At 68.3% G+C, this 22,232-nt stretch carries 10 protein-coding genes; 9 read left to right on the top strand and 1 reads right to left on the bottom strand.

Annotated elements, in window-relative coordinates; translation table 11 throughout:
* Nucleotide 1 precedes the first annotated feature (1 nt).
* Nucleotides 2-1,573, top strand: coding sequence for an APC family permease (locus SLW52_RS05035; RefSeq protein WP_267123963.1), 1,572 nt, complete (start codon nt 2-4; stop codon nt 1,571-1,573).
* A 142-nt stretch (nt 1,574-1,715) separates the two neighbouring features.
* Complete coding sequence (locus tag SLW52_RS05040) at nt 1,716-4,046, top strand: DPP IV N-terminal domain-containing protein (RefSeq protein ID WP_320739261.1); 2,331 nt, start codon at nt 1,716-1,718, stop codon at nt 4,044-4,046.
* Between the two features lie 74 nt (nt 4,047-4,120).
* On the opposite strand, the gene SLW52_RS05045 is transcribed toward SLW52_RS05040, so the two are convergent.
* Nucleotides 4,121-4,528, bottom strand: coding sequence for a hypothetical protein (locus tag SLW52_RS05045; protein ID WP_320739260.1), 408 nt, complete (start codon nt 4,526-4,528; stop codon nt 4,121-4,123).
* A 534-nt stretch (nt 4,529-5,062) separates the two neighbouring features.
* On the opposite strand from SLW52_RS05045, the gene SLW52_RS05050 reads away from it, so the two are divergent.
* The 7 genes from SLW52_RS05050 to SLW52_RS05080 all read left to right on the top strand — a co-directional run bounded on the left by SLW52_RS05050 (nt 5,063) and on the right by SLW52_RS05080 (nt 21,975).
* Entirely contained in the window at nt 5,063-5,371 is a 309-nt protein-coding gene (locus SLW52_RS05050) for a flagellar basal body protein (protein WP_267084817.1), read from the top strand.
* A gap of 150 nt (nt 5,372-5,521) precedes the next feature.
* Nucleotides 5,522-7,888: a Tat pathway signal protein gene (locus tag SLW52_RS05055; protein ID WP_320739259.1), complete on the top strand. Its 2,367-nt coding sequence runs from the start codon at nt 5,522-5,524 to the stop codon at nt 7,886-7,888.
* A 333-nt stretch (nt 7,889-8,221) separates the two neighbouring features.
* On the top strand, nt 8,222-11,050 hold the full coding sequence (locus SLW52_RS05060) for a TonB-dependent receptor (RefSeq protein WP_320739258.1): 2,829 nt from the start codon (nt 8,222-8,224) through the stop codon (nt 11,048-11,050).
* A gap of 158 nt (nt 11,051-11,208) precedes the next feature.
* Complete coding sequence (locus SLW52_RS05065) at nt 11,209-15,390, top strand: Ig-like domain-containing protein (protein WP_320739718.1); 4,182 nt, start codon at nt 11,209-11,211, stop codon at nt 15,388-15,390.
* Nucleotides 15,387-16,988 (top strand): family 43 glycosylhydrolase, encoded by a 1,602-nt coding sequence (locus SLW52_RS05070; protein WP_320739257.1) that lies wholly within the window; start codon nt 15,387-15,389, stop codon nt 16,986-16,988. The genes SLW52_RS05065 and SLW52_RS05070 overlap by 4 nt, the downstream gene beginning before the upstream one ends.
* Before the next feature lie 432 nt (nt 16,989-17,420).
* Nucleotides 17,421-19,220, top strand: coding sequence for an Svx/AvrXca family virulence/avirulence protein (locus SLW52_RS05075; protein ID WP_320739717.1), 1,800 nt, complete (start codon nt 17,421-17,423; stop codon nt 19,218-19,220).
* A gap of 340 nt (nt 19,221-19,560) precedes the next feature.
* Complete coding sequence (locus tag SLW52_RS05080) at nt 19,561-21,975, top strand: glycoside hydrolase family 127 protein (protein WP_320739256.1); 2,415 nt, start codon at nt 19,561-19,563, stop codon at nt 21,973-21,975.
* Nucleotides 21,976-22,232: the final 257 nt, after the last annotated feature.

Here is a 22,232-nt window from a genome sequence, read left to right on the forward strand (position 1 = left end):
CATGGCCGCACAAGGCAAGTTCCACAAGCGCTTGAGCCTGACCGATCTGACCTTCATCGGGTTGGGCTCGATCTTCGGGTCCGGTTGGCTGTTCTCGGCCAGCCACGTCTCGGCGATCGCCGGGCCGGCCGGCATCGTCTCGTGGATCGCCGGTGGCGTGGCGGTGCTGCTGCTGGGCCTGGTGTACTGCGAACTCGGCGCGGCGCTGCCGCGCGCCGGCGGCGTGGTGCGCTACCCGGAGTACTCGCACGGCGTACTGCTGGGCTGGCTGATGGGCTTCATCACCCTGATCGCCTTCTCCAGCCTGATCGCAATCGAGGTGGAAGCGGCGCGGCAATACGCCGCGGCGTGGTTCCCCTGGCTCAACCAGTCAGGCAGTACCCATCCCAGCGTCGCCGGCTGGCTGCTGCAACTGGCGCTGCTGGTCGCGTTCTTCCTGCTCAACTACTACAGCGTCAAGACCTTCGCCACCGCCAACAACATCGTCAGCGTGTTCAAGTTCCTGGTGCCGGTGCTGGTGATCGTGCTGCTGATGGCGCACTTCGATGCGCGCAACCTGCACGTGCAGGGCTTCGCACCGTTCGGCGCGGCCGGGGTGGAGGCGGCGATCTCCGCCGGCGGCATCATCTTCGCCTACCTGGGGCTCACGCCGATCGTGTCGGTGGCCAGCGAGGTGCGCGATCCGCAGCGCAATATCCCGATCGCGCTGATCCTGTCGGTGGCGCTGTCCACTGTGATCTACGTGCTGCTGCAGCTCGCCTTCCTCGGTGGGGTGCCGGCGCAACATCTGGTCAACGGCTGGGGCGGCATCGACAAGGCGTTCTCGCTGCCGTACCACGATATCGCCCTGGCGCTGGGCATGGGCTGGCTGGCGGCGCTGGTGATCTGCGACGCGATGATCTCGCCCAGCGGCACCGGCAACATCTACATGAACGCCACGCCGCGGGTGGTCTACGGCTGGGCGCGCAGCGGCGGATTCCTGCCGGTGCTGACCAAGGTGGACGCCGCCTCCGGCATCCCGCGCCCGGCGCTGTGGCTGAGCCTGGGCCTGTCGGTGTTCTGGACCCTGCCGTTCCCCTCGTGGGAGGCGCTGATCAACGTGGTGTCCGCGGCGCTGGTGCTGAGTTATGCGGTGGCGCCGGTGACCGTGGCCGCCTTGCGGCGCAGCGCGCCGGACTTGCCGCGGCCGTTCCGGTTGCGCGGCATGGCGCTGCTCGGCCCGCTGTCGTTCATCGTCGCAGGCCTGATCGTGTATTGGTCGACCTGGAGCACGCTGTCGTGGCTGCTCGGCCTGCAGATCGCCATGTTCGCGCTGTACGTGTTGTACCGCCTGCCCAACGCGGCCGGCCGTGCGCGGCTGTGGCGGCAGGTGCGCGGCGTGCTGTGGCTGATCGTGTTCTTCGCGCTGGTGCTGGTGGTATCGCGTCTTGGCACCTTCGGCGGCAGCGGCTGGATCGCCCATCCCTGGGACACGCTGTGCGTGGCCGCGATTGCCTTGGGTTGTTACCACTGGGGTGCGCGCAGCGGCCTGCGTCCGGAGGAACTGGCACTGGAAGAAGACGACGGGGAATAACCCGTCGCGTCTGGGTGTACGAAGAAACGGCGCTTGTCTCCTTTGTTGTGATTGGTTGCGACAGACGTTATCGGGAACGCCCGTCGCGGCTAGAGCCGCCCCTATGGAAGACAAGCGCTTCATGAAATTTTTTGGAAACCGCATGAACAAGTTCGTTGTCTCCCTCGTCATGGCCCTGGCCTGCTGCGCCGGCGCCGCCCAGGCCGCGCCCAGCGTCGCCGACTACCAGCGCTCGCTGGGCTTGCGCGAAGCCTGGATCGGTCTGACCGAGAACGTGACCTGGCCGGCGCAGTGGCGCGACGACGGCGCGTTCTACTACCGCAAGACCGTGCCGGGCGGTTTCGCCTTCGAGGTTGAGGACGTGGCCAGCCAACGCAAGCAGCCGGCGTTCGACCAGGCGCGGCTGGCGCGCGCGCTGGGCGCGGCAACCGGCACCGCCTATCCGGCGCTGCGGCTGCCGTTCACGCGCTTCGCCTACGTCGCCGATGGCGGCCAGCCGCAGGCGGCGATCGCCTTCGAGCTCGATGAGACGCCGTGGCGCTGCAGGCTCACCACCTACGTCTGCGCGCGGGCCGACAGCGGCCCGCAGACGCGGCCGCGCGGTTTCGGTGTGGTGCGCGATCTCAGCGTGCCGGCCGATGCCACTCCGCGGCGCTCGCCGGACGGACGCTGGGACGCCTATGTCGACGGCAATGCGCTGATGCTGCGCGCGGTGGCGGACGGCCACACGCTGCGCCTGGCCGACGATGGCCGCAGCGACGATTTCTACGACCCGGAAACGATTGCCTGGTCGCCGGATTCGCAGCGGCTGGCGTTGTACCGGGTGAAGCCCGGCTTCCCCCGCCGCGTCACCCGGGTCGAGGCGGCGCCGCCCGGCGGCGGCCAGCCGATCGTGCGCACGCAGCTGTATCCCAAGCCCGGCGATGCGGTGGACATCGAGCGGCCGGTGCTGTTCGACCTCGGCGCGCTGGCGCGCGGCGGTGCGCCCAAGCGCCTGCCCATCGACGACGCGCTGTTCGCCAACCCGTACCAGCTCTCGCCGATCCAGTGGCGACGCGACAGCGCCAGCTTCGTGTTCGATTACGTGCAGCGCGGCTTCCAGCACATGCGCGCGATCGCGGTGGACGCATCCACGGGCAAGGCGCATGTGGCGGTGGGCGAGGACGCCAAGACCTTCGTGTACGCCGACCGCAGCTACCACCACGATGTCGATGGCCTGGGCCAGGAAATCCTGTGGATCTCCGAGCGCGATGGTTGGCGCCACCTGTACCTGTTCGACGGTGCCAGCGGCCGGATCAAGACGCAGATCACCAAGGGCGAGTGGATCGTGCGCGACGTGCTGCGCGTGGACGATGCACAGCGGCGCATCTGGTTCACCGCCAGCGGCATGGATGCGGGCAAGGATCCGTACTATCGGCAACTGTTCGCGGTGGATTTCGACGGCGGCCACCTGACCCGGCTGACCCAGGCCGATGCCGACCACGACGTGGCCATCGCCGACGATGGGCGCCATTACGTGGACGTGTATTCGCGTCCGGACATGGCCCCGGTGATGGAACTGCATGCCATCGACGGGCGCCTGCTGCAGGTGGTGGAGCGCGGCGACATCCGCAAGCTGCAGGCCGCCGGCTGGCGCGCACCGCAGACCTTCGTGGCCAAGGGTCGCGACGGCAAGACCGACATCTGGGGCATGGTGGTGCGGCCGCGCGACTACGACCCGCACAAGAAGTACCCTGTGATCGAGAACATCTACGCCGGCCCGCACGATTCCTTCGTGCCCAAGACCTTCTGGCCGTTCGGCTATCACTCCGGCGGCGACAAGCAGATCGGCATGCAGGCGCAGGCGGACCTGGGCTTCATCGTGGTGATGATCGACGGCATGGGCACCGCCAACCGCTCCAAGGCCTTCCACGACGTGGCCTGGAAGAACCTCGGCGATTCCGGCTTCCCCGACCGCATCGCCTGGCACAAGGCGCTGGCCGCACAGGATCCGTCCTACGACATCGGCCGCGTCGGCATCTACGGCGCGTCGGCCGGCGGGCAGAGCACGCTGGGCGCGCTGGAGCGGCATCCGGATTTCTACAAGGTCGGCGTGGCCTATGCCGGGTGCTACGACAACCGCATGGACAAGATCAGCTGGAACGAGCAGTGGATGGGCTGGCCGGTGGACGCCAGCTATGCACGCGCCTCCGGCGTGGACAATGCGGCCAAGCTGCGCGGCGACCTGCTGTTGATCGTCGGCGAGCAGGACAGCAACGTCGACCCGGCCTCGACCGCGCAGGTGGTGGACGCACTGATCAAGGCCGGCAAGGACTTCGATCTGCTCGCCGTGCCCGGCGGCGAACACACCGTCGGCCGCTCCACCGGTCCCATCGACTACGTCCAGCGACGCCAGTACGACTTCTTCGTGCAGCATCTGCTGGGGGAGCCGACGCCGCGTTGGAATGGCGTGGACGGACGCGTTGCGCGATAAGTAGAGCGCGCCTGCATGAATGTCAGAGATGCCGCCTTCCGGTGGCGGCATCGGATCATTCGGAAATCGTGGATTTAATAAAATCCGGCGTCACAGTTGGTGCCTTTGATCGTCGCTAATGAGCGATTTTTAATGGTGTAGGTTCCGCCATAGGGGAGTCCTATTGCCATGCGCTTTGGATTTGTGACGTAGAACGTCTTTGCGGCTTTGTCGTACGTGACGTTTCTGGGGTCGTCGGTTTCGACATAGACTCTTTTTTCGGCTGCAGGCGTGCCAGAGTATGTGATCGCAAAAAAGATATTGCCGGGGGCGAAGAAATCGCATCCTGTTTCAAGGCCCATGTGTTCTTCGCCAGCGGTGAAGTCATAGGTTACTTTTTCCAAGGGCATGAAGAACCACGAGTTCTCGCCTATTCCGCAATTGCCTGCTCCAGCAATGGAAAACAACGCGCATGCCACGACTGATTTTTTATAAATCTTCATTCTTCTCTCTTGCAAGTGAGTCAAGTGAATCAAGTGGAATTCGATAAGAAATCTAATTTTATTTAATGAATTTTGTATTTCGGAATATATACCCTGAATTTTTAAGGAAAATAAAATTAACAGTTCATTCAAGAGGCGTCAAGATAATTTCATATTTATGACACATTAATTTGGCCGAATGACGTGGCGATCCATCCGCGGTCCGCTGCGAACAGGGCAGCAATATCATCTGACTTCGATCGCACAATTGATGGATGGGTGGATCGCGATCGCCAATACTTCGACGTGTTTCCTTGACCTTTCGGCAGAAGGAGCCCCGCAGGGGCGGATGAGGGGGCGGAGGAGGCATTGGGGTTTCGCAGGCATCGCGGCGCTTCCGTACCCTCAGCCCCAACCCTCTCCCGGCGGGAGAGGGGCCTTCGCTCTCGGCGCCGATGCGTTCGCTCCTGCGAATCCCCAATCCCGACTCCCGCCCCTAAAGATGCGGCGAACTCGGCCGATATCCCGGCAAGTCTCCTTGTGCCACGGCCTGCCATGACCGCCATCGCTCCCAGTTCCTCGCTCGCGCTGTCCGGCATGCGCGCTGCCACGTCCGGGCTGCAGGTGCGCGCCAACAACATCGCCAATCTCGCCACCGACGGGTTCCAGCGTTCGGTGCCGGTGAACCAGGCGAGCGCCGGCGGTGGCGTGGTCGGCCAGGTGCAGCAGGCCGGTGGGCCGGGCAGCGATCTGGTCGACGACATGGTCGGCACGCTGACCGAGCGCACCGCGTTCCAGGCCAATGCGCGCGTGCTGCGCGCGGCTGACGACAGCATCGGCAGCCTGCTCGACGTGCTCGCGTAAGCCGTCGCCGACGCGTTGCGTTCCCGCAGCGCAACATCGCCGCGATCACGCGGCTATGCGATTTTCCGCATCCATCCTCGGTACAGCGCACAAGACGCTGCGGCGCGCACCGCGCACGATGCGACGATCGCATTGCATCGGGGACGGTAGATGGATCGGAGAGATTTCCTGCGTCAGGGCCTGGCGGTCGGTGCGGTCGCCGGTGTGGAAGTGCTGGCCGGGCGCGCCGCCGCGACACCGGTAGCGGCCAGCGCCGCACGTGCGCCTGCGCCGCCGCACCTGCAGCCGTTGGCGGCCGACACCCTCGCCGGGCACACCCTGCACTGCCGGTTCGTCGAGGCCGGCGCGACCTGGGAGGTGTACGAAGACCTGCGCCAGCCCGACGGCGATCTGACCCTGCGCGGGCCGGGCGGGGCGCTGGTGCTGGGCAAGCGCACCGAAGCGGTGTTCCCTGCGGCGCAGGCCCCGTACTTCGGCATGGCCCTGGCCGAAGTGGCGATGGCCGATGCCGACCTGCTCGCCGATCGCCTGCTGCGCGACGGCGACCCCCGCGCCGACGAGGTGCGCGACGTCGCGCCGCCGCCGGCCTCGCAACTGGATCCCAAGGACTACAACGGGCGCCTGCCGTGGACCACCTTCGTCGGCACCCGCGAGTGCGCCGACACCATGCCGGTGTACCCGGATGGGCGCACCCGCTGCTATCGCGCGATCCAGGCGTTCCCGGAGCTGGGCAAGGACGAGCTGGTGCGGCGCCGCAGCGAAGGCCTGCTCGGCGGCTGGATGCCGGCGGTGCGCAAGGTAGTGCCGGCCGGCGAGGGCCGCTACTACGACATCCTGCTGTTCGCCGACGTGCTGGCCGAGGACCGCTTCGTGGTGCAGACCTGGCACCGCAGTGCGCTGGTGGAGCAAGGCAAGGTCAGCAAGGTCGTGTACGGCTACAGCTATCCCGACTACCCGCCGCGGCGCGGCCCGCGCAGCGCCGAGGATTTCTACCGCGGTCTGCTCGCCTTCGCCGGCTACTGGCAGGCGCAGCTCGCCGACACTGTGCAGGCGCAAACCCCGGATGCGAGTTGGCGCGACATGGCGCGCTTCGCCTTCGCCCGCGAACTGGTGGTGCGTCCGGGCGGCACCTATCCCAAGTACGGCGCGGTGGACCGCGACTACTACGGCAACGAGTACGACGGCTTCCAGGACACCTTCACCAGTTCGCTGTACGCCAACCTGGAATGGGGGCGTTTCAGTCAGGCGGCGGCGGTGCTGGACGGCTATTTCAGTGACTTCGTGCAGGCCGACGGCATGGTCAACATGCGCGGCCCGGAGACCGGCCAGTTCGGGTTGACCCTGTCGCTGCTGGCGCGCTACCTGCGCTACACCGGCGATGCCGCGCTGCTGCGCAAGCACCGCGACAAGATCGCCGCCACCGCGCAGGTGCTGGTCGAGCTGCACGACGCCAGCCTGCGCCTGCCGGCATCGGCACCGGGGCATGGCCTGCTCCACGGCTGGAACGAATCCGACGCCTGCCTGTTCCCCGATCCGCAGGTGTGGTGGAAGCCGTACTACGCCAACAGCGCGCTGACGGTGCGCGGCTGGCAGGACCTGGCCGCGGTGTGGAGCGGCATCGCCGGGCCGGGCGGGCAGGCCGCCGCGGCGCAATGGCAGCGGCGCGCGCAGCAGTTGTCCGCGCAATTGTTGCGCACGCTGCGTGGCAACATCCGCCGCGATCTGCAGCCGCCTTACATCGGCCCGCTGCCGGGGGTGAAGCTGACGTTCCGCCAGTCGCTGCAGCAGGAGCATCCCAGCGAGCAGGGCTGGCCGCACCGCGCCTATGCAGAACTGCTGCAGGCCGACGTGCTGCCCGACGACCTGGCGCACCTGGTCATCGACTGCGTGCGCGGCCACGGCGGCACCAGCCTCGGTGTGGTCGGCAACATCACCGCGCCGACCCCGGAGGCGCGCGACCTGCTTGGTTTCATCTCCTACGGCTACGCGCAGCAGTTGCTGCGCCTGGACCGAATCGAGGAATACCTGCTGTTCCTGTACGCGCACCGCTTCCACGTGCATACCCGCGGCAGCTGGACCGCGGGCGAGGTCACCGGCATCACCGGCGGCATGCCGCTGTTCTGCATCCCGGCGCAGCTGACCATCCCGCTGCTGCTGCGCTGGATGCTGGTGTTCGAGGACAGCGCCGGCGAGGAACTGTTCCTGGCGCGGGCGGTGCCGCGCGACTGGCTGGGCAGCGGCGAGACGATCGCGATCGACGCCGCGCCGACGCGCTGGGGCAGGGTGTCGCTGGCGCTGCGCGGGGATCCGGCGCGCAAGCGCATCGACGGCCGCGTGACGCTGCCGGCGCAGCGGCCGGCACGCACCTGGCTGACCCTGCGCGTGCCGGCCGGCACCCGCCTGCAGGAGGTGCAACTGGACGGGCAGCCGGCGGCGCTGTCCGGGCCGCGCAACGAGCGCGTGCTGGTGCCGGCCGGCAGCGCGGCGACGGTGGCGATTTCCGCCGTCTACGGCTGAGTGGCGAAAAAGTCGGAAACGTCCCGCCTGCCTGCGGGGCAGTGCGGTATTCCGCACGTTTTCCCGATAAATACGACAAGACGCCACGCGCGTCCTACGCGCACATTGTGACCGTGCAGTGAATGTCCAAGGGGGAGATTCCTGCACGTCACCGGGGACGCAGCGCATGGGTCGTGCGCGTCGCCGTGCAGGCGGCGTCGGGATCGTCCCGTCCGGCGGCGCATGCGTGGACACGTCCGTTTTCGTATCCGCCACACGCGCTGGCGACGGGGCGCCCGCCTGGGGAAGGGCGGCGTTCCGGCGAACGCCAGGCTGCCGCTCAGGAGATTTCCGATGCCGTCTTTGCTCGAACGCGTTGCGCCGCTGCTCCCGTGTTCCTGGCGCGCCGCGCCGCAGCCCGGTCCGCTGGCCGCGGCGATCTGCACCGCCCTGGCCCTGCTCGCGCCGGCGGCGCAGGCGCAGGATGCGCCGACGCAGGATAGCCAGGCGACCACGCTGGAACGCATCAGCGTCACCGGCAGCCATCTGCGCCGGGTCGATGCGGAAACCGCAAGCCCGGTCATCACCATCGACCGCCAGCGCATCGAGGACAGCGGCCAGGACACCCTCGGCCAGTTGCTGCAGCAACTGCCGGCGATGGCCGGCAACATGCCCAACGTCGCGCTCAACTCCGGCTTCAGCCACGGTCGCGCGCTGGTGTCGCTGCGCAACCTCGGCCCCGAGCGCACCCTGGTGCTGGTCAACGGCCATCGCATGGCCGGGCCGGCCAGCAGCGTCGCCGCCGCGCCCGGCGTGGACGTCAACGCGATTCCGGCGGCCATGGTCGAGCGCATCGAGGTGCTCACCGACGGCGCCTCGTCGGTGTACGGCTCCGACGCCATCGCCGGCGTGGTCAACATCATCCTCAAGGACAAGTACGACGGCTTCGCCGCCACCGCCGACTACGGCCTGAGCACCCACGGCGACGGCAACCGGCGCTCGCTCGGCCTGGAGTGGGGCAAGACCTGGGACCGCGGCGGGCTGATCCTGGGCGTGAGCCGCAGCTCGATGAACGCGCTGTACGACAGCGATCGCGACTACGCGCGCACCGCGCAGAACTATCTCAACGGCCAGGTGGTGGAGCGCCGCGGCAACGGCACCCGCGCCTTCCTGCGCAATGGCAGCGTGCTGACGCCCAACGCCAACCTGGCGCCGGGCCAGGTCACCGCCAGCGACTTCCATACCTACAGCCAGGCGGTGGAAGGCTACAACTCCTACACCGGGCAGTACCTGATCACCCCGGTGCAGCGCACCAACGCCTCTGCACACGCCACGTTCGATTTCACCCCGAACGTGCAGGGCTACCTGGACATGTTCTGGACCCGCAGCGAGACCACCTCGCAGCTCACCGCCTACGGCCTGGAACTGCCCAACGCCGCGCAGAACTACTACAACCCCTTCGGCGCCCAGCTCAGCCGCTACCTGCTGCGTTCGGTGCCGGCCAACACCCGCGTCTACACCTCGACGATGTACCAGACCAACATCGTCGCCGGCTTGCGCGGCAAGTTCGGCGACAGCAGCTGGCAGTGGGATGCGGCGGCCGGCTACGCGCACTACAAGGACACCCTGGTGCGCAACGGCTTCTCCATCACCTCGGCGCTCAACAACGCGGTGGGCGCCTCGTTCCGCGACAGCGACGGCACCATCAAGTGCGGTACGCCCGGCAACGTCATCGCCGGCTGTACCCCGATCAACGTGTTCAACCCGGACGATCCGGCCACCATCGCCGGCATCAAGGCTACCCAGAGCGCGGTCGACCTGATCGACGAGAGCACGATGAAGTTCGCCGAGGCCAGCGTCAACGGCGACCTGTTCGCGATGCCGGCCGGAGCGGTGCAGGCCGCGTTCGGCCTGTCGTTCCGCAAGAACGGCTTCTCGCAGGGCACCAGCAATCCGGTGGCGGCGGCCGATGCCGACGGCAACTGCGACTACAACGACGGTTGCATCATGAACCAGGGCCACGACGAGACCATCAAGGAGGCGTATGCCGAAGTGCTGGTACCGCTGCTCAAGGGCGTGACCGGCGCGCAGGCGCTTAACCTCAACCTGGGCACGCGCTACTCGCGCTACGACTACTGGGGCAGCACCACCAACAGCAAGGTGGCGCTGGAATGGCGACCGATCGACAACCTGCTGATCCGCGCCACCGGCTCGCAGGTGTTCCGCGCGCCGGCGCTGGGCGATCTGTACGGCTCCCCGTTCAACGGCGTGGTCGACGACGCCGGCACCTATACCGATCCGTGCAACGGCTACACCGGCGGCGGCAATCCCGCGGCCTGCGCCAACGTGCCGACCAACGGCAGCTTCGTCAACAGCTCGTCCTTCACCGTGCTCACCACCGGCTCGGCCAACGCGGGCTTCGCGATCAAGCCCGAGCAGGGCCGCTCCTACAACATCGGCGCGGTGTACGACCCGGGCTGGGCCGAGGGCCTGTCGTTGAACCTGGACAGCTGGCGCGTCACCCTGGACGACATGATCAACGGCACCGGCCTGGATCAGGTGCTGCAGAACTGCTACGAGGGCCAGAGCGCCTATTGCCCGCTGATCAAGCGTGGTCCCACCGGGCAACTGGTCAGCGTCACCGTGCCGTTCGCGATCAACAGCGGCAAGGTCGACATCCGCGGCGACGACGTCGGCATCAAGTACGCCTTGCCGGAGACGGCGTGGGGCCGCTTCCGCGCCGGTGTCGATGCCACCTACCTGTCCAGCTACACGTTCAGCGGCGATCCGCACAACTACGTGGGCGAGCAATCCAGCTACGGCAACCTGCCGCGCTGGCGCGCCAACTTCACCCTCGACTGGGACAACGGCCCCTGGCACGCGAGCTGGAACACGCGGCTGATCGGGCGCACCACCGTCGGCAGCGCCTACGAGGACTTCTGCGTCAACACCGCCGCCGACGGCAATTGCGTGTACTTCCCGGTCGGCACGGTGACCTATCACGACGCCAGCGTGAGCCGGAAGTTCGAGAGCCTGCATACCACCCTGGCGCTGGGCGTGAACAACCTCGGCAATCGCACGCCGCCGCGCTACTACGGCTATGCCAGCGCGGCCAACACCGATGCGTTCACCTACGACACGCTGGGGCGTTACTTCTGGGCGCGGATCAGGACCGAGTTTTGAGTCGCATGCCTGTCCCCGGTGGCGCCGCATCGCGCGTGCGACGCGGCGCCGTCGCTCTCCTGGTTGGCCTGTCGTTCGCTGCGACTGCGGTGGCGGCGTCAGCCGCCGTCAGCGACCTCGACGGCGAAGGCCTGCAGCCCAGCAATGCCGCGATCGGCATGCCGCACTTCAAGGGCGATGCGCATCCCTTGCCGGATAGCGGCGTGGCGTTCGCGCCGGGGCAGGGGCAGGGCCAGTTGCAGCGGGTGTTCGCCGCCGACCTGGCGGCGGGTGCCGGCCGCGCGCCCGGCCGTGATTTCTGGATCGACCGCCTGCTGGCGCGGCAGGGCACCGGCGGCGGTTTCGGCGACAGCAACAACTGGCTGTTCACCCGCGGCCGCGCCGCCTACCTGTACACGCACAAGCCGGAGGAGCCTGGCTTCGTGGGCGACGTGGCCTACGTGCACAAGACCGGCCACGACGCGCTGTTCCGCCTGCAACTGGAGCGCGACGGCGTGCCGATCGCGCTGGTCGAGGACAGCGCGCAGCGGCGACAGACGCCGAGCTATTTCAGCAGCGCGTATGCCGGTGGCGGCGTGCGCCTGCAACTGGTCAAGTTCATCAGCGAGCAGAACGTGGCGGTGGCCGAAGTCACCGTGTCCAGTGTCGACGGCGTGGCGCACACCCTGACCCTGCGTGCGGTCTCGCCGATGGCCACGCATCCCGACAGTGCCGAGTTGACCGGCGCCTTCGTCACCCATAACGCTATCACCACGCTGTTTCCGCGCTTGTCCGGCGACGGCTTCGCGGTCGATGGCGCAAGCATCGCGCGGCCGCTGGCGGTGCCGGCGCACGGCACCGCGCCGACACTGAAGGTGCAACTGGGGCTGATCGCGCGCGAGCTGCCTGCCTCGCTGCAGGAATACCGGCGCATCGCCGCGCAGTCGCCGCAGCAGGCCTACCGCGACCACGTCGTCGCCTACAACCGCTGGTGGGCCGACAACCTGCCGTACCTGGACACGCCCGAGGACAATCTCGACAAGACCCTGTTCTACCGCTGGTGGCTGCTGCGCTTCAATTTCCTCGACGCGGCGGTGCCCGGCAACGACTACCAGTTCCCGGTGGCGATCGAAGGCGTGCTCGGCTACGACAACGCCATCGTGCTCACCACCGGCATGTTCATCGACGACCTCAAGTACCTGCGCGATCCGCTCTACGCCTACGGCTCCTGGCTCGGCGCCGGCGAGACCGCCGGCGGCGGCAAGTACGTGGACAACCCCGGCGCGCCGGAGAACTGGTCCAATTCCTACGCCCAGTACCTCAGTGCCGCCGCCTGGCGCGCCTACCAGGTGCACGGCGGGCCGCCGGCGATCGCCGGGCAACTGGCGCGCTACGCCAGCGACGACGTGGACGCGCTGCTGCGCGCCTACGACCGCAACGGCAACGGCTTGATCGAATACGACTGGGCGGCGATGACCGGCAACGACGCCGACGCGGTGTCCTTCGACTGGGCCAAACACCATGGCGCAGCGCGCATGGACCGCAGCGAGAGCGCGTACGTGTACGCCAATGCGCTGGCCGCCGCGCAAGCCGCGCAGTTGGCCGGCGATGCCACCACCGCCACGCGCATGCAGGCGCTGGCGGCGAAGATCCGCCGCGCCGTGCTGGACGTGCTGTGGCAGGACCACAGTGCACAGGCCGACGGCATGGGCCTGCACGGCGACCTGCTCAAGCAGCGGCAGGCCGATGAGCCGCGCCTGCCGGTGGACTGGAAGGAAACCAACAACTATTACCCCTTCAGCGTCGGCCTGATGCCCAGGCACGGCGATGCCGACGACGACCCCAAGTACGTGCGCGCGCTACGCCTGTTCGCCGATGCGCGGCAGTTCCCGCTGTTTCCGTTCTACACCGCCAACCAGGCCGATGCGCAGGCGCGCGGCGCTGGCGGCAGCAACAATTTTTCGGTGATCAATTCCACCGTGGCGTTCCGCCTGCTCGGCAGCGTATTGCGCGACTACCCCAGCCCATACATGGATGCGTCCAGTTACCGCAAGCTGCTGTACTGGAACGCGTGGGCGCACTACATCGACGGCGACAACCGCTACCCGGATCAGAACGAATTCTGGGCGCAGGGCAGCGCCGCCGATGGCGGCCGCATCGGCTATCGCTCGTGGATCCACCACACCCAGCTCGGCGCCACCAACTTCACCGTGATCGAGGATGCGATGGGCCTGCGCCCGCGCAGCGACGCCCTGATCGAGCTGTATCCCATCGACATCGGCTGGGATCATTTCGCCGCCGACCGCCTGCGCTATCGCGATCGCGACCTGAGCATCGTCTGGGATCGCGACGGCCGTCACTACGGCGGAGCGGCGCCAAAGGGCTATTCGCTGTGCCTGGACGGGCATTTGGCTTTCACCGTCGATCGCCTGGCGCACGTGCTGTACGACCCCGCCAGCGGTCGCGTGCAGGTGTTGCCGGATGTGGTCAATGCCGGTGCCGCGCAGATGCAGGTGCTGGCCGCGCATCGGCTGGCATTGCAGGCGCCGCAGCAGGTGCGCTTTCCCGGCACGGCGCGAATCGGTGCGGTCCTCGCCGACGCGGGGCTCGACATCGCGTTGCCGCCCGGCGCGCGCAACCTGGCGCGGGGCGCGGCAGTCAGCGCCAGCTACGCGACCGACGGATTCCCGGCCACGGCCGTGGTCGACGGCAGCACCGCCAACGAACCGTTCTGGGGGACCGCCGGTTCGCCTGCCGCCAGTGACTGGCTGGAGCTGGATCTGCAGCGCCCGCAGACCCTGGACGACGTGCGCGTGTACTTCTATCGCAGCTCCTCGCCGCCCGGCGAACAGCATGGTTTTCCCTCGGGCACGCGCGCGGGCTACGCGCCGCCGTGGCTGTACGTGCTGCAGTACTTTGACGCCGGCGTGTGGAAGACCGTGCCGGGCCAGGTGCGCGATGCACCGATCGCGCAGGGCAACCGCAACCGCATCCGTTTCCCGCCGCTGCGCGCGCAGCGCTGGCGTTTGCAGGTCACGCATGCCGGCGCACTGCGCACCGGCATCAAGGAGCTCCAGGCCTATGCCAGCGGCGCCGCGGCGCCGGCGGTGCACGGCAACCAGGCGCCGGAGGTCGAGGCCTGGCAGGAAGACGGCAGCAGTGCCGGCGGCGTGGTGCGCCTGGCCGGGCGGGTCGGCGACGACGCGCTGCCGAACGGCACGCTTTCCCTGCACTGGCGCACGCTGCAGGCGCCGCCCGGCGGTGCGGCGCTGTTCGAGCAGCCGCAGGCGGCCACGACTGAGGTGCGCTTCACCGCGCCCGGCGCCTACACCTTGCAGTTGCAGGCCGACGATGGCGCGTTGCAGGGGCACGCCGAGGTCAAGGTGATCGCGGCGGCGGCTCCGGCCGGGCAGACGCTGCAAGTGCAGGGCGAGGCCACGCCGAGCGCGCAGTTCACCGCCGGCCATCACCGCCTGCAGGCGCTCAACGATGGGCTGCTGCCGGCGCCGGACCAGGTGCCGGCCGCCGACCGCCGCTGGGGCAGTTGGGGACGCGCGCAGCCGGCCTCGGTGTGGGTGCAGTACGAGTGGCCGCAACCGCAACGGCTGAGCGCCACGGCGCTGTATTTCTGGGACGACCAGCCGCAGGGCGGGGTGGCGTTGCCGCGCGCGTGGACGTTGCAATACCGAGACGGCACGCAGTGGCGCGACATCGCCGTGCGCGGCGGTTATCCGGTGCACGGCGATGGCGCGCCGAGCCGGGTGACGTTCGCGCCGGTGGTTACCACGGCCTTGCGCGCGGTGCTGCAGACCGCGACGCAGGGCGAGGGCCACTACGCGGTCGGGCTGGACGAATGGCAGGTGTTCGCCGAGCGCGCGGTGGCGACCGAAGCGGTGGACGTGCGCATCGCGCCCGGGCAGGCGCCGACGCTGCCGGCACGCATCGCCGGCTACTTCGCCGACGGCAGCTGGGCCTGGCTGGGCGTGCGCTGGTCGCAAGTCGATGCGGCGGCGCTGGCCGGCGAGGGCCGCGTGCAGGTGCAGGGCCTGGCCGACGGCGGCGTGCCGGTGACGGCCAGCATCTGGGTCCGCGCGACCGCGCCGGGCCAGCTCGCCACCGTGCAGGCGCCGCCGCCGCTGCACGTGCCTGCGGGGCAGGCGCCGGGGCTGCCGGAACTGGTCTCCGTGCAGTACAACGACGGCTCGCGCGAGCGCGTGCCGGTGCGTTGGGCGCCGCTGGCGCCGGCCGCCTATGCCAAGCCCGCACGCCTGAGCGTGGTCGGACAGGCGCGGGGCCGCGATGGCACCGGGACGCTGCCGGTGCGGCTGGAGCTGGTGATCGAGGCGGAGACGACACCATGAACCGCCATCCCGTGCGCCGTGCCGTCGCCTGCCTGTTGGTGGCCTGCACTGCCTGCATCGGCGTTGCCGCGGCCATCGCCGCGACACCGGCGGTGCCCTGGTCGCGGCAGGTACATGCGCCGGGCAATCCGATCCTGGCCGACGGCCGCGCCTATTCGGCCGACCCCGCGCCGCTGGTCGCCGACGGCAAGCTCTACATCATCGCCGGCCGCGACGAGGCGGCACCCGAGGTCAACGACTTCGTGATCGACCGCTGGCAACTGCTGGTCACCGACGATGTCGGCCGCGGCGACTGGACCCATTACCCGACGTTGCTGCGCCCGCAGCAGGTATTCGCCTGGGCGGCGCCCGGCCACGCCTACGCGGCGCAGATCGTGCAGGGCCCGGATAAACGCTATTACCTGTATGCGCCGGTGCAGGAAGCACACTCGCGCAATGCCGATCCGTTCGCGATCGGCGTGGCGGTGGCCGACAGCCCGCTGGGGCCGTGGCGCGACGCGCATCCGCAGGGACCGATCCTGTCGCAGTCGCTGCCGGTGCCCAACGCGATCCAGAACATCGACCCGACCGTCCTGGTCGACGACGACGGCCGCGTGTATCTGTACTGGGGCACCTTCGGCAAGCTGTTCGGCATCGAACTGGAACGCGACATGGTCACGCCGAAGGGGCAGGCGGTGGCGGTGACCACGCTGGACGGCTACTTCGAGGCGCCGTGGCTGTTCAAGCGCAATGGCACCTACTACATGGCCTACGCCGACAACCATGCCGGGCCGGAGTCGGACTGCACGCCGACGCTGTACCACGCGTGCATCGCCTACGGCAGCGCGCCGTCGCCGTTGGGGCCATGGACCTATCGCGGCGTGATCCTGCCGCCGGTGTCCTCGACCACCTCGCATCCGGGCATCGTGCAATTCAAGGGCCAGTGGTACCTGGTGTACCACACCGCCGACGCCAAGGGCGGCGGGCATTTCCGCCGCAGCGTGGCGATCGACCGGCTGCAGTGGGACGACACCCGGCAGCCGGCGCGGATCCTGCCGGTGGTGCCCACGCAGCGGCCGCAGCCGCCGTTGCCGCCGCAGCGCAACCTCGCTCGTTATGCGCAGGCCAGCGCGTCCAACGGCCCGGACATCCCGCACCAGTACTGGATCGCCGCGCTCAACGACGGCCGGGTCAAGCGCAATCCGTTGCCGCCGCAGCTATGGGGCAGTTGGACGCCGCACAACCCGCCGCAGCAATGGCTGCAATACAGCTGGGCGCAACCGGTGACGCTGCAGGGCAGCCGCATCCTGTTCTGGGCCGATCATCCGCCGGGCGCGGACAGCGGCGTGGCGCCGCCGGCGCGCTGGCGGTTGGAGTACCGTCGCGACGGCCGTTGGTGGCCGCTGGCAGAGAGTACGCGCGCACCCGTCGCCGGCCGCTGGCAGACGCTGCGCTTCGCGCCGGTGACCACGCGCTGCGTGCGCGCGGAGCTGGACGCATCCGGCGGCGGCGAGCGCTACGCCGCACTGGCGGTGCAGGAGTGGGAGATGTTGGCGCCGCAGGCGCAGCGCTTGCCGCAGGCGAGCGCGGCGGATGTGCAGCGCTGCGACATGCCTTGAAGTGAGGCGTGCATGCCGATCGAACCGACCTCGCCGACCTTCGCAGGCGCTTCGGTTGCAGCACCTGCCGCTGATGTCGGCGGCAGGTGCCGGCCGCATCATGTTCCTGCCGTGACGTCGGTTTGATTTTCGGACTCTGTGCGGAATTATCCCGATTCCATGAGGATAAACGTCGGGTGCATGGCGTTTTGGTGGATTAGTCTGGCGACGCATTGCCGATACGCGAGTGGCTGCCGTGCGGCGTGTTCCTGGCGTTTCGCCGGAGGCGAACCTGGATCCGCATGCCGTCGGGGTGGCGGCGGATGCCTCAATCACTGCAGGCTGGTGCGGCGGAACGCGCGTCGATCGTCCTATTCATCCAATGTCGTCGGACAAGAGGAGTGTAGAGCCGTGAACCTTGCTGCTTCTCGATTCGTGCGTCTGGTCTCCACGATGTGCCTGTCGGCTGTTCTGGCCTTGGCTGCGCAACATGCACACGCGGCGGCCTGCACCGCCGGCCAATGGATCGCCAATCCCGGCGATACCGACATGCCGGCCGTTCGCTACGAAACGCAACACTTCGCGTTCCGCTGGAAGGACGGGCAAACCGTGTCGCAGGACGACGTCGCCTCGGCAGCCAAGGAACTGGAACGGATCTGGTCTGCCTACATGGAGCGCGTCGGGTTTCCCGAGCCTTACTGCAACACGCAAACGAAGTACAAGGTCAGCGTCTACCTGGACCACAGCTTCGGCCTGAATGGCGGTACCTCCGCCAGTGGCGGCATGGGCATGTGGATCAACCCGGATCAGTTGGGGTACCACTGGGGCCTGGCGCATGAATTGACCCATGGCTTGCAAGGCAGCACCGGCGGCTTGCGCGACTCGCCGTACGTCGGCTGGATCTGGGAATCGCATGCCAACTGGATGGCGCATCAGTATTTCCACGACGACGTGCAGTGCTCGGAGATGTTGGTGAACTACCCGCATCTCTATCTTGGCTCGACCCGCGATCGCTACTGCAACTGGCAGTTCATGGAGTACCTCAAGGATCGCTTCGGTTACGCGATCATCAACGATCTGTGGGCCAAGGCGCCCAAGCCCGGCGATTCCCGCCAGGCCGATGCCGATCCGTTCTCGATCATCCGCGACAACATGGGCTGGAGCCAGTCGCAGCTCAACGACGTGTTCGGCGACTGGGCCATGCACAACGTGCAGTGGGACTACACCGACCCGGACGGCCGCGACCATGGCGCCGTGATGCGCCAGCAATACGGCAGCAATACCGCGTTCGATCCGGAAAACCTGGCCGATGAGACCAACCGCGATCGCGCGCTGCGCCTGACCCAGCTGGATCCGGTGCAGGGCCAGACAGGCGTCTACCAGGTGCCGTTCGACTGGGCGCCGCAGCGTTGGGGCTACAACCTGGTCAGGCTGATTCCTGCGGCGGGTGCGAATGCGGTCGTGGTGAAGTTCCGTGGCAACGTGCAGCAGAAGTCGGCGGTCGACACGTTGCCGGGCCTGGCCAACGACCCCGAGACCATCGGCACGCCGGACTCGGATTGGCGCTGGGGCCTGGTCGCAATCGAGGCGAACGGCAAGCCGCGCTACAGCGCGCTGCAGCGAGGCGCCGATGCCGCGCTGTCGTTCCAGGTGCGCAGCGATGACAGCGACCTGTATCTGGTGGTGATGGGGACGCCGAGCAAGATGCAGAAGATCAAGTGGGATCAGTCCTACTACTCGGTCTACCGCTACCCGTGGAGCGTCGCGCTGGAGAACGTCTATCCGTCGGGCCAGCAGCCCGGTGCGCCGACGCCGACGCGCGTCGGCAGCCGTCACCCCAACGGCGGTGGCTGGGTCGCCCAGGACGCGTATGTCGCGTCGACGGCCTTTGTCGGCCCGCATGCGCGGGTGCTGGGGGGCAAGGTGCTGGGCGATGCGCGGATCGAGGACCACGCGACGATCCTGGGCGGGCAGGTGCAGGACGGCGCCGTGGTCGGCGGGTTGAGCCTGCTGCAGGATGGCGTGACGGTGAAGGATCGCGCCCAGTTGCATACGGTGTTCAAGCCGGCGGGGGCGTTCGGCGGGTTCACGCTGTCCGGTTCCGCGCAGTTGCGTGGCGACGTCGAGCAGCGCGGCGCGTCGGCCAGCAAGGGCGTGTTCTACGGCTACGTCGATGCGGATACGGTGACCAACCCCGATTATGGCGCCGACCTGACCGACGCGGTGCCAGAGGTCACGGCGAAGCCGCAATGATCGACCGGCAATGACTGCCAGGCGGTGTCGTGATCCCGGCATGACGCGACGCGTCGTGCAGGTGGCGCATGAGCCGCAGCGCATTGGCGTGTCGGCCGCGTTCGCCCACGCTGTCCGCAGGGGCCTGGTCGCCAGCGCCGGGTCGGCACGGTGATTCGGCAGAAATCCGCATCTGCACGCATCAGTGGGGACAAGACGCGCTGTCACCCGGATGACACAGTGACCATGAATCCGCTGGTCGTTGCCCTGCGGCGTCGGCGTCCCGACATCTCATACAGGAGCAGTCCATGCCTCGATGCGTTTCTTTCCCGCATGCCGCCTCGCACGCGGGAGGCCGGCGATGAGCGGGCAGGGCATGCATCGGCATGGCGCCGCCTGCGCGCACGCAGCTGCCGACGCGGCCGGCGCCGCGCTGGATCCCTCGCGACGCCGCTTCCTGCAATGGAGCGCACTGGCGGTGGCCGCCGGGCTGCTGCGCTTCCCACTGGACGCCGCCGCGTCCACCCCGGGCCGGGTGCAGGCGCTGCCCTTGCAGCAGGTCACGCTGAAACCCTCGCTGTTCCTGGACTCGTTGCAGACCAACCGCCGCTACCTGCTGGAACTGGAGCCGGACCGCCTGCTGCACAACTTCCTGCAGTACGCCGGCCTGCCGCCGAAGGGCGCGGTGTACGGCGGCTGGGAGGGCGACACCATCGCCGGCCACACGCTGGGCCACTACCTCAGCGCACTGGCGAAGATGCACGCGCAGACCCGCGATCCCGCACTACGCGAGCGCATCGACTACATCGTCGCCGAACTGGCGCGCGCGCAGGCCAAGGACGCGGACGGCTACGTCGGCGGGCTCACCCGCAAGAACGACAACGGCGCCATCGACAGCGGCAAGGTGGTGTTCGAGGAAGTGCGCCGCGGCGTCATCAAGGGCAGCAAGTTCAATCTCAACGGTAGCTGGTCGCCGCTGTACACGGTGCACAAGCTGTTCGCCGGCTTGCTCGACGCGCAAGAACTGGCCGGCAACGCACAAGCGCTGCAGGTGCTGTTGCCGCTGGCCGGCTACCTTGCCAGTGTGTTCGACGCGCTCGACCACGCGCAGATGCAGACCCTGCTGGACACCGAGTTCGGCGGCCTCAACGAGTCCTACATCGAACTGGGCGCGCGCACCGGCGATGCGCGCTGGATCGCCATCGGCAAGCGCCTGCGCCACGAGAAGGTGATCGACCCGGCCGTGGCCGGGCGCGACGAACTGCCGCACATCCACGCCAACACCCAGGTGCCCAAGTTCATAGGCGAGGCGCGCCAGTTCGAGGTCGCCGGCGATGCCGATGCGGCCGCGGCGGCGCGCTTCTTCTGGGAGACGGTGACCGCGCACTACAGCTACGTGATCGGCGGCAATGCCGACCGCGAGTATTTCCAGGAGCCGGACACCATCGCCGCCTTCCTGACCGAGCAAACCTGCGAGCATTGCAACAGCTACAACATGCTCAAGCTGACCCGGCACCTGTACCAGTGGACGCCGCAGGCGCGCTACTTCGACTACTACGAGCGCACGCTGCACAACCACACCATGGCCGCGCAGCATCCGGCCACCGGCATGTTCACCTACATGACGCCGATGATCAGCGGCGGCGAGCGCGGTTTCTCCGACAAGTTCGATTCGTTCTGGTGCTGCGTCGGCAGCGGCATGGAAGCGCACGCGCAGTTCGGCGATGCGATCTACTGGCAGGACGCCACCTCGCTGTACGTGAATCTCTATATCCCCTCGCGGCTGGACTGGAGCGAGCGCGACCTGGCGCTGGAACTGGACAGTGGCGTGCCCGACAACGGCAAGGTGCGCCTGCAGGTACTGCGTGCCGGCGCACGCGCGCCGCGGCGGCTGCTGTTGCGGGTGCCGGCTTGGTGCCAGGGCCGCTACACCCTGCGCGTGAACGGCAAGCCCGCGCGTGCGGCATTGGCCGATGGCTATCTGGCGCTGGAGCGCGACTGGCGCGCCGGCGACGTGATCGACCTGGACCTGGCCACGCCGCTGCGGCTGGAACACGCCGCCGGCGATGCGGACACGGTGGTGGTGATGCGCGGTCCGCTGGCGCTGGCCGCCGACCTGGGGCCTGTGAGTACGCCGTACGACGCGCCGGACCCGGCGCTTGTGGTCGCGGCCGATCCGCTGCGCGGCTTCGTCGAGCTGCCGCAGCCCGGCCATTTCCTGGCCAGCAGCACGCAACCGACGGGCCTGACCTTCGTCCCGTTCTACGCACAGTACGAGCGCCGCAGCGCGCTGTATTTCAAGCGTATGGATCCTGCGCAGTGGGCGCAGGAAGCGCAGCGGCGGGCGCGGCGCCAGGCCGAGCAGGACAAGCTGCGTGCGATCGCGGTGGACATGATCCAGTTCGGCGACGAGGCCTCCGAGCAGGCGCACCAGTTGCGCAGCGACACCTCCTTCGGTGGCGCCTACCGTCGGCAGCAGTGCCGCGACGTGCGCGGCAAGGGCTTCGTCGAGTTCCGCATGCGCGGCAGCGCGCAGCCGCTGGCGCTGCGCCTGCGCTTCTGGGGCAGCGACAAGGGCCGTTTCAACATCCTGATCAATGGCAAGCTGGCCGTGGAAGTGGCGGTGGAGCGCGGCCAGGTGATCGATTTCGTCGACCGCGATTACCCGTTGCCGCCGGCGCTCACCCGCGATGCGCAGCCGTTGATCGTGCGCATCGAGCCGCAGCACGGCGACACCGCCGGCCCGCTGTTCGGTGGCTGGCTGATCCCGGCGTGACCGCAACCAGCGGCATCGCCGTGCGCAGCGATGGCAGTGTGTGCCTGCCGTGTCGGTGTCTGCGCGACACCACGCCATGCCTCGTCACGAGCGCCTCATGCAGGCGCGCAGCCACGCACGACCATGCGTGATTCCGCATGCGAAACCGCGAATCGCGACAAGACGCGGCCATGCATCCACGGCACAGTGTGACCGCGTGATGAAAATCTGATCGCATCGTCGTACCGGCCGTGGCGCCGGCGTGCGCCACCGGAGCG

Origin of the sequence: Xanthomonas sp. LF02-5, assembly GCF_034105325.1 — a bacterium.
Lineage (GTDB): Bacteria > Pseudomonadota > Gammaproteobacteria > Xanthomonadales > Xanthomonadaceae > Xanthomonas_A > Xanthomonas_A sontii.

Excerpts from the sequence above, each read along its gene's own strand:
- SLW52_RS05070 (WP_320739257.1), top strand. The coding sequence starts at position 15,387 with ATGAACCGCCATCCCGTGCGCCGTGCCGTCGCCTGCCTGTTGGTGGCC.
- SLW52_RS05040 (WP_320739261.1), top strand. The coding sequence starts at position 1,716 with ATGAACAAGTTCGTTGTCTCCCTCGTCATGGCCCTGGCCTGCTGCGCC.
- SLW52_RS05055 (WP_320739259.1), top strand. The coding sequence starts at position 5,522 with ATGGATCGGAGAGATTTCCTGCGTCAGGGCCTGGCGGTCGGTGCGGTC.
- SLW52_RS05035 (WP_267123963.1), top strand. The coding sequence starts at position 2 with ATGGCCGCACAAGGCAAGTTCCACAAGCGCTTGAGCCTGACCGATCTG.
- SLW52_RS05065 (WP_320739718.1), top strand. The coding sequence starts at position 11,209 with ATGCCGCACTTCAAGGGCGATGCGCATCCCTTGCCGGATAGCGGCGTG.
- SLW52_RS05050 (WP_267084817.1), top strand. The coding sequence starts at position 5,063 with ATGACCGCCATCGCTCCCAGTTCCTCGCTCGCGCTGTCCGGCATGCGC.
- SLW52_RS05060 (WP_320739258.1), top strand. The coding sequence starts at position 8,222 with ATGCCGTCTTTGCTCGAACGCGTTGCGCCGCTGCTCCCGTGTTCCTGG.
- SLW52_RS05045 (WP_320739260.1), bottom strand. The coding sequence starts at position 4,528 with ATGAAGATTTATAAAAAATCAGTCGTGGCATGCGCGTTGTTTTCCATT.
- SLW52_RS05075 (WP_320739717.1), top strand. The coding sequence starts at position 17,421 with ATGTGCCTGTCGGCTGTTCTGGCCTTGGCTGCGCAACATGCACACGCG.
- SLW52_RS05080 (WP_320739256.1), top strand. The coding sequence starts at position 19,561 with ATGAGCGGGCAGGGCATGCATCGGCATGGCGCCGCCTGCGCGCACGCA.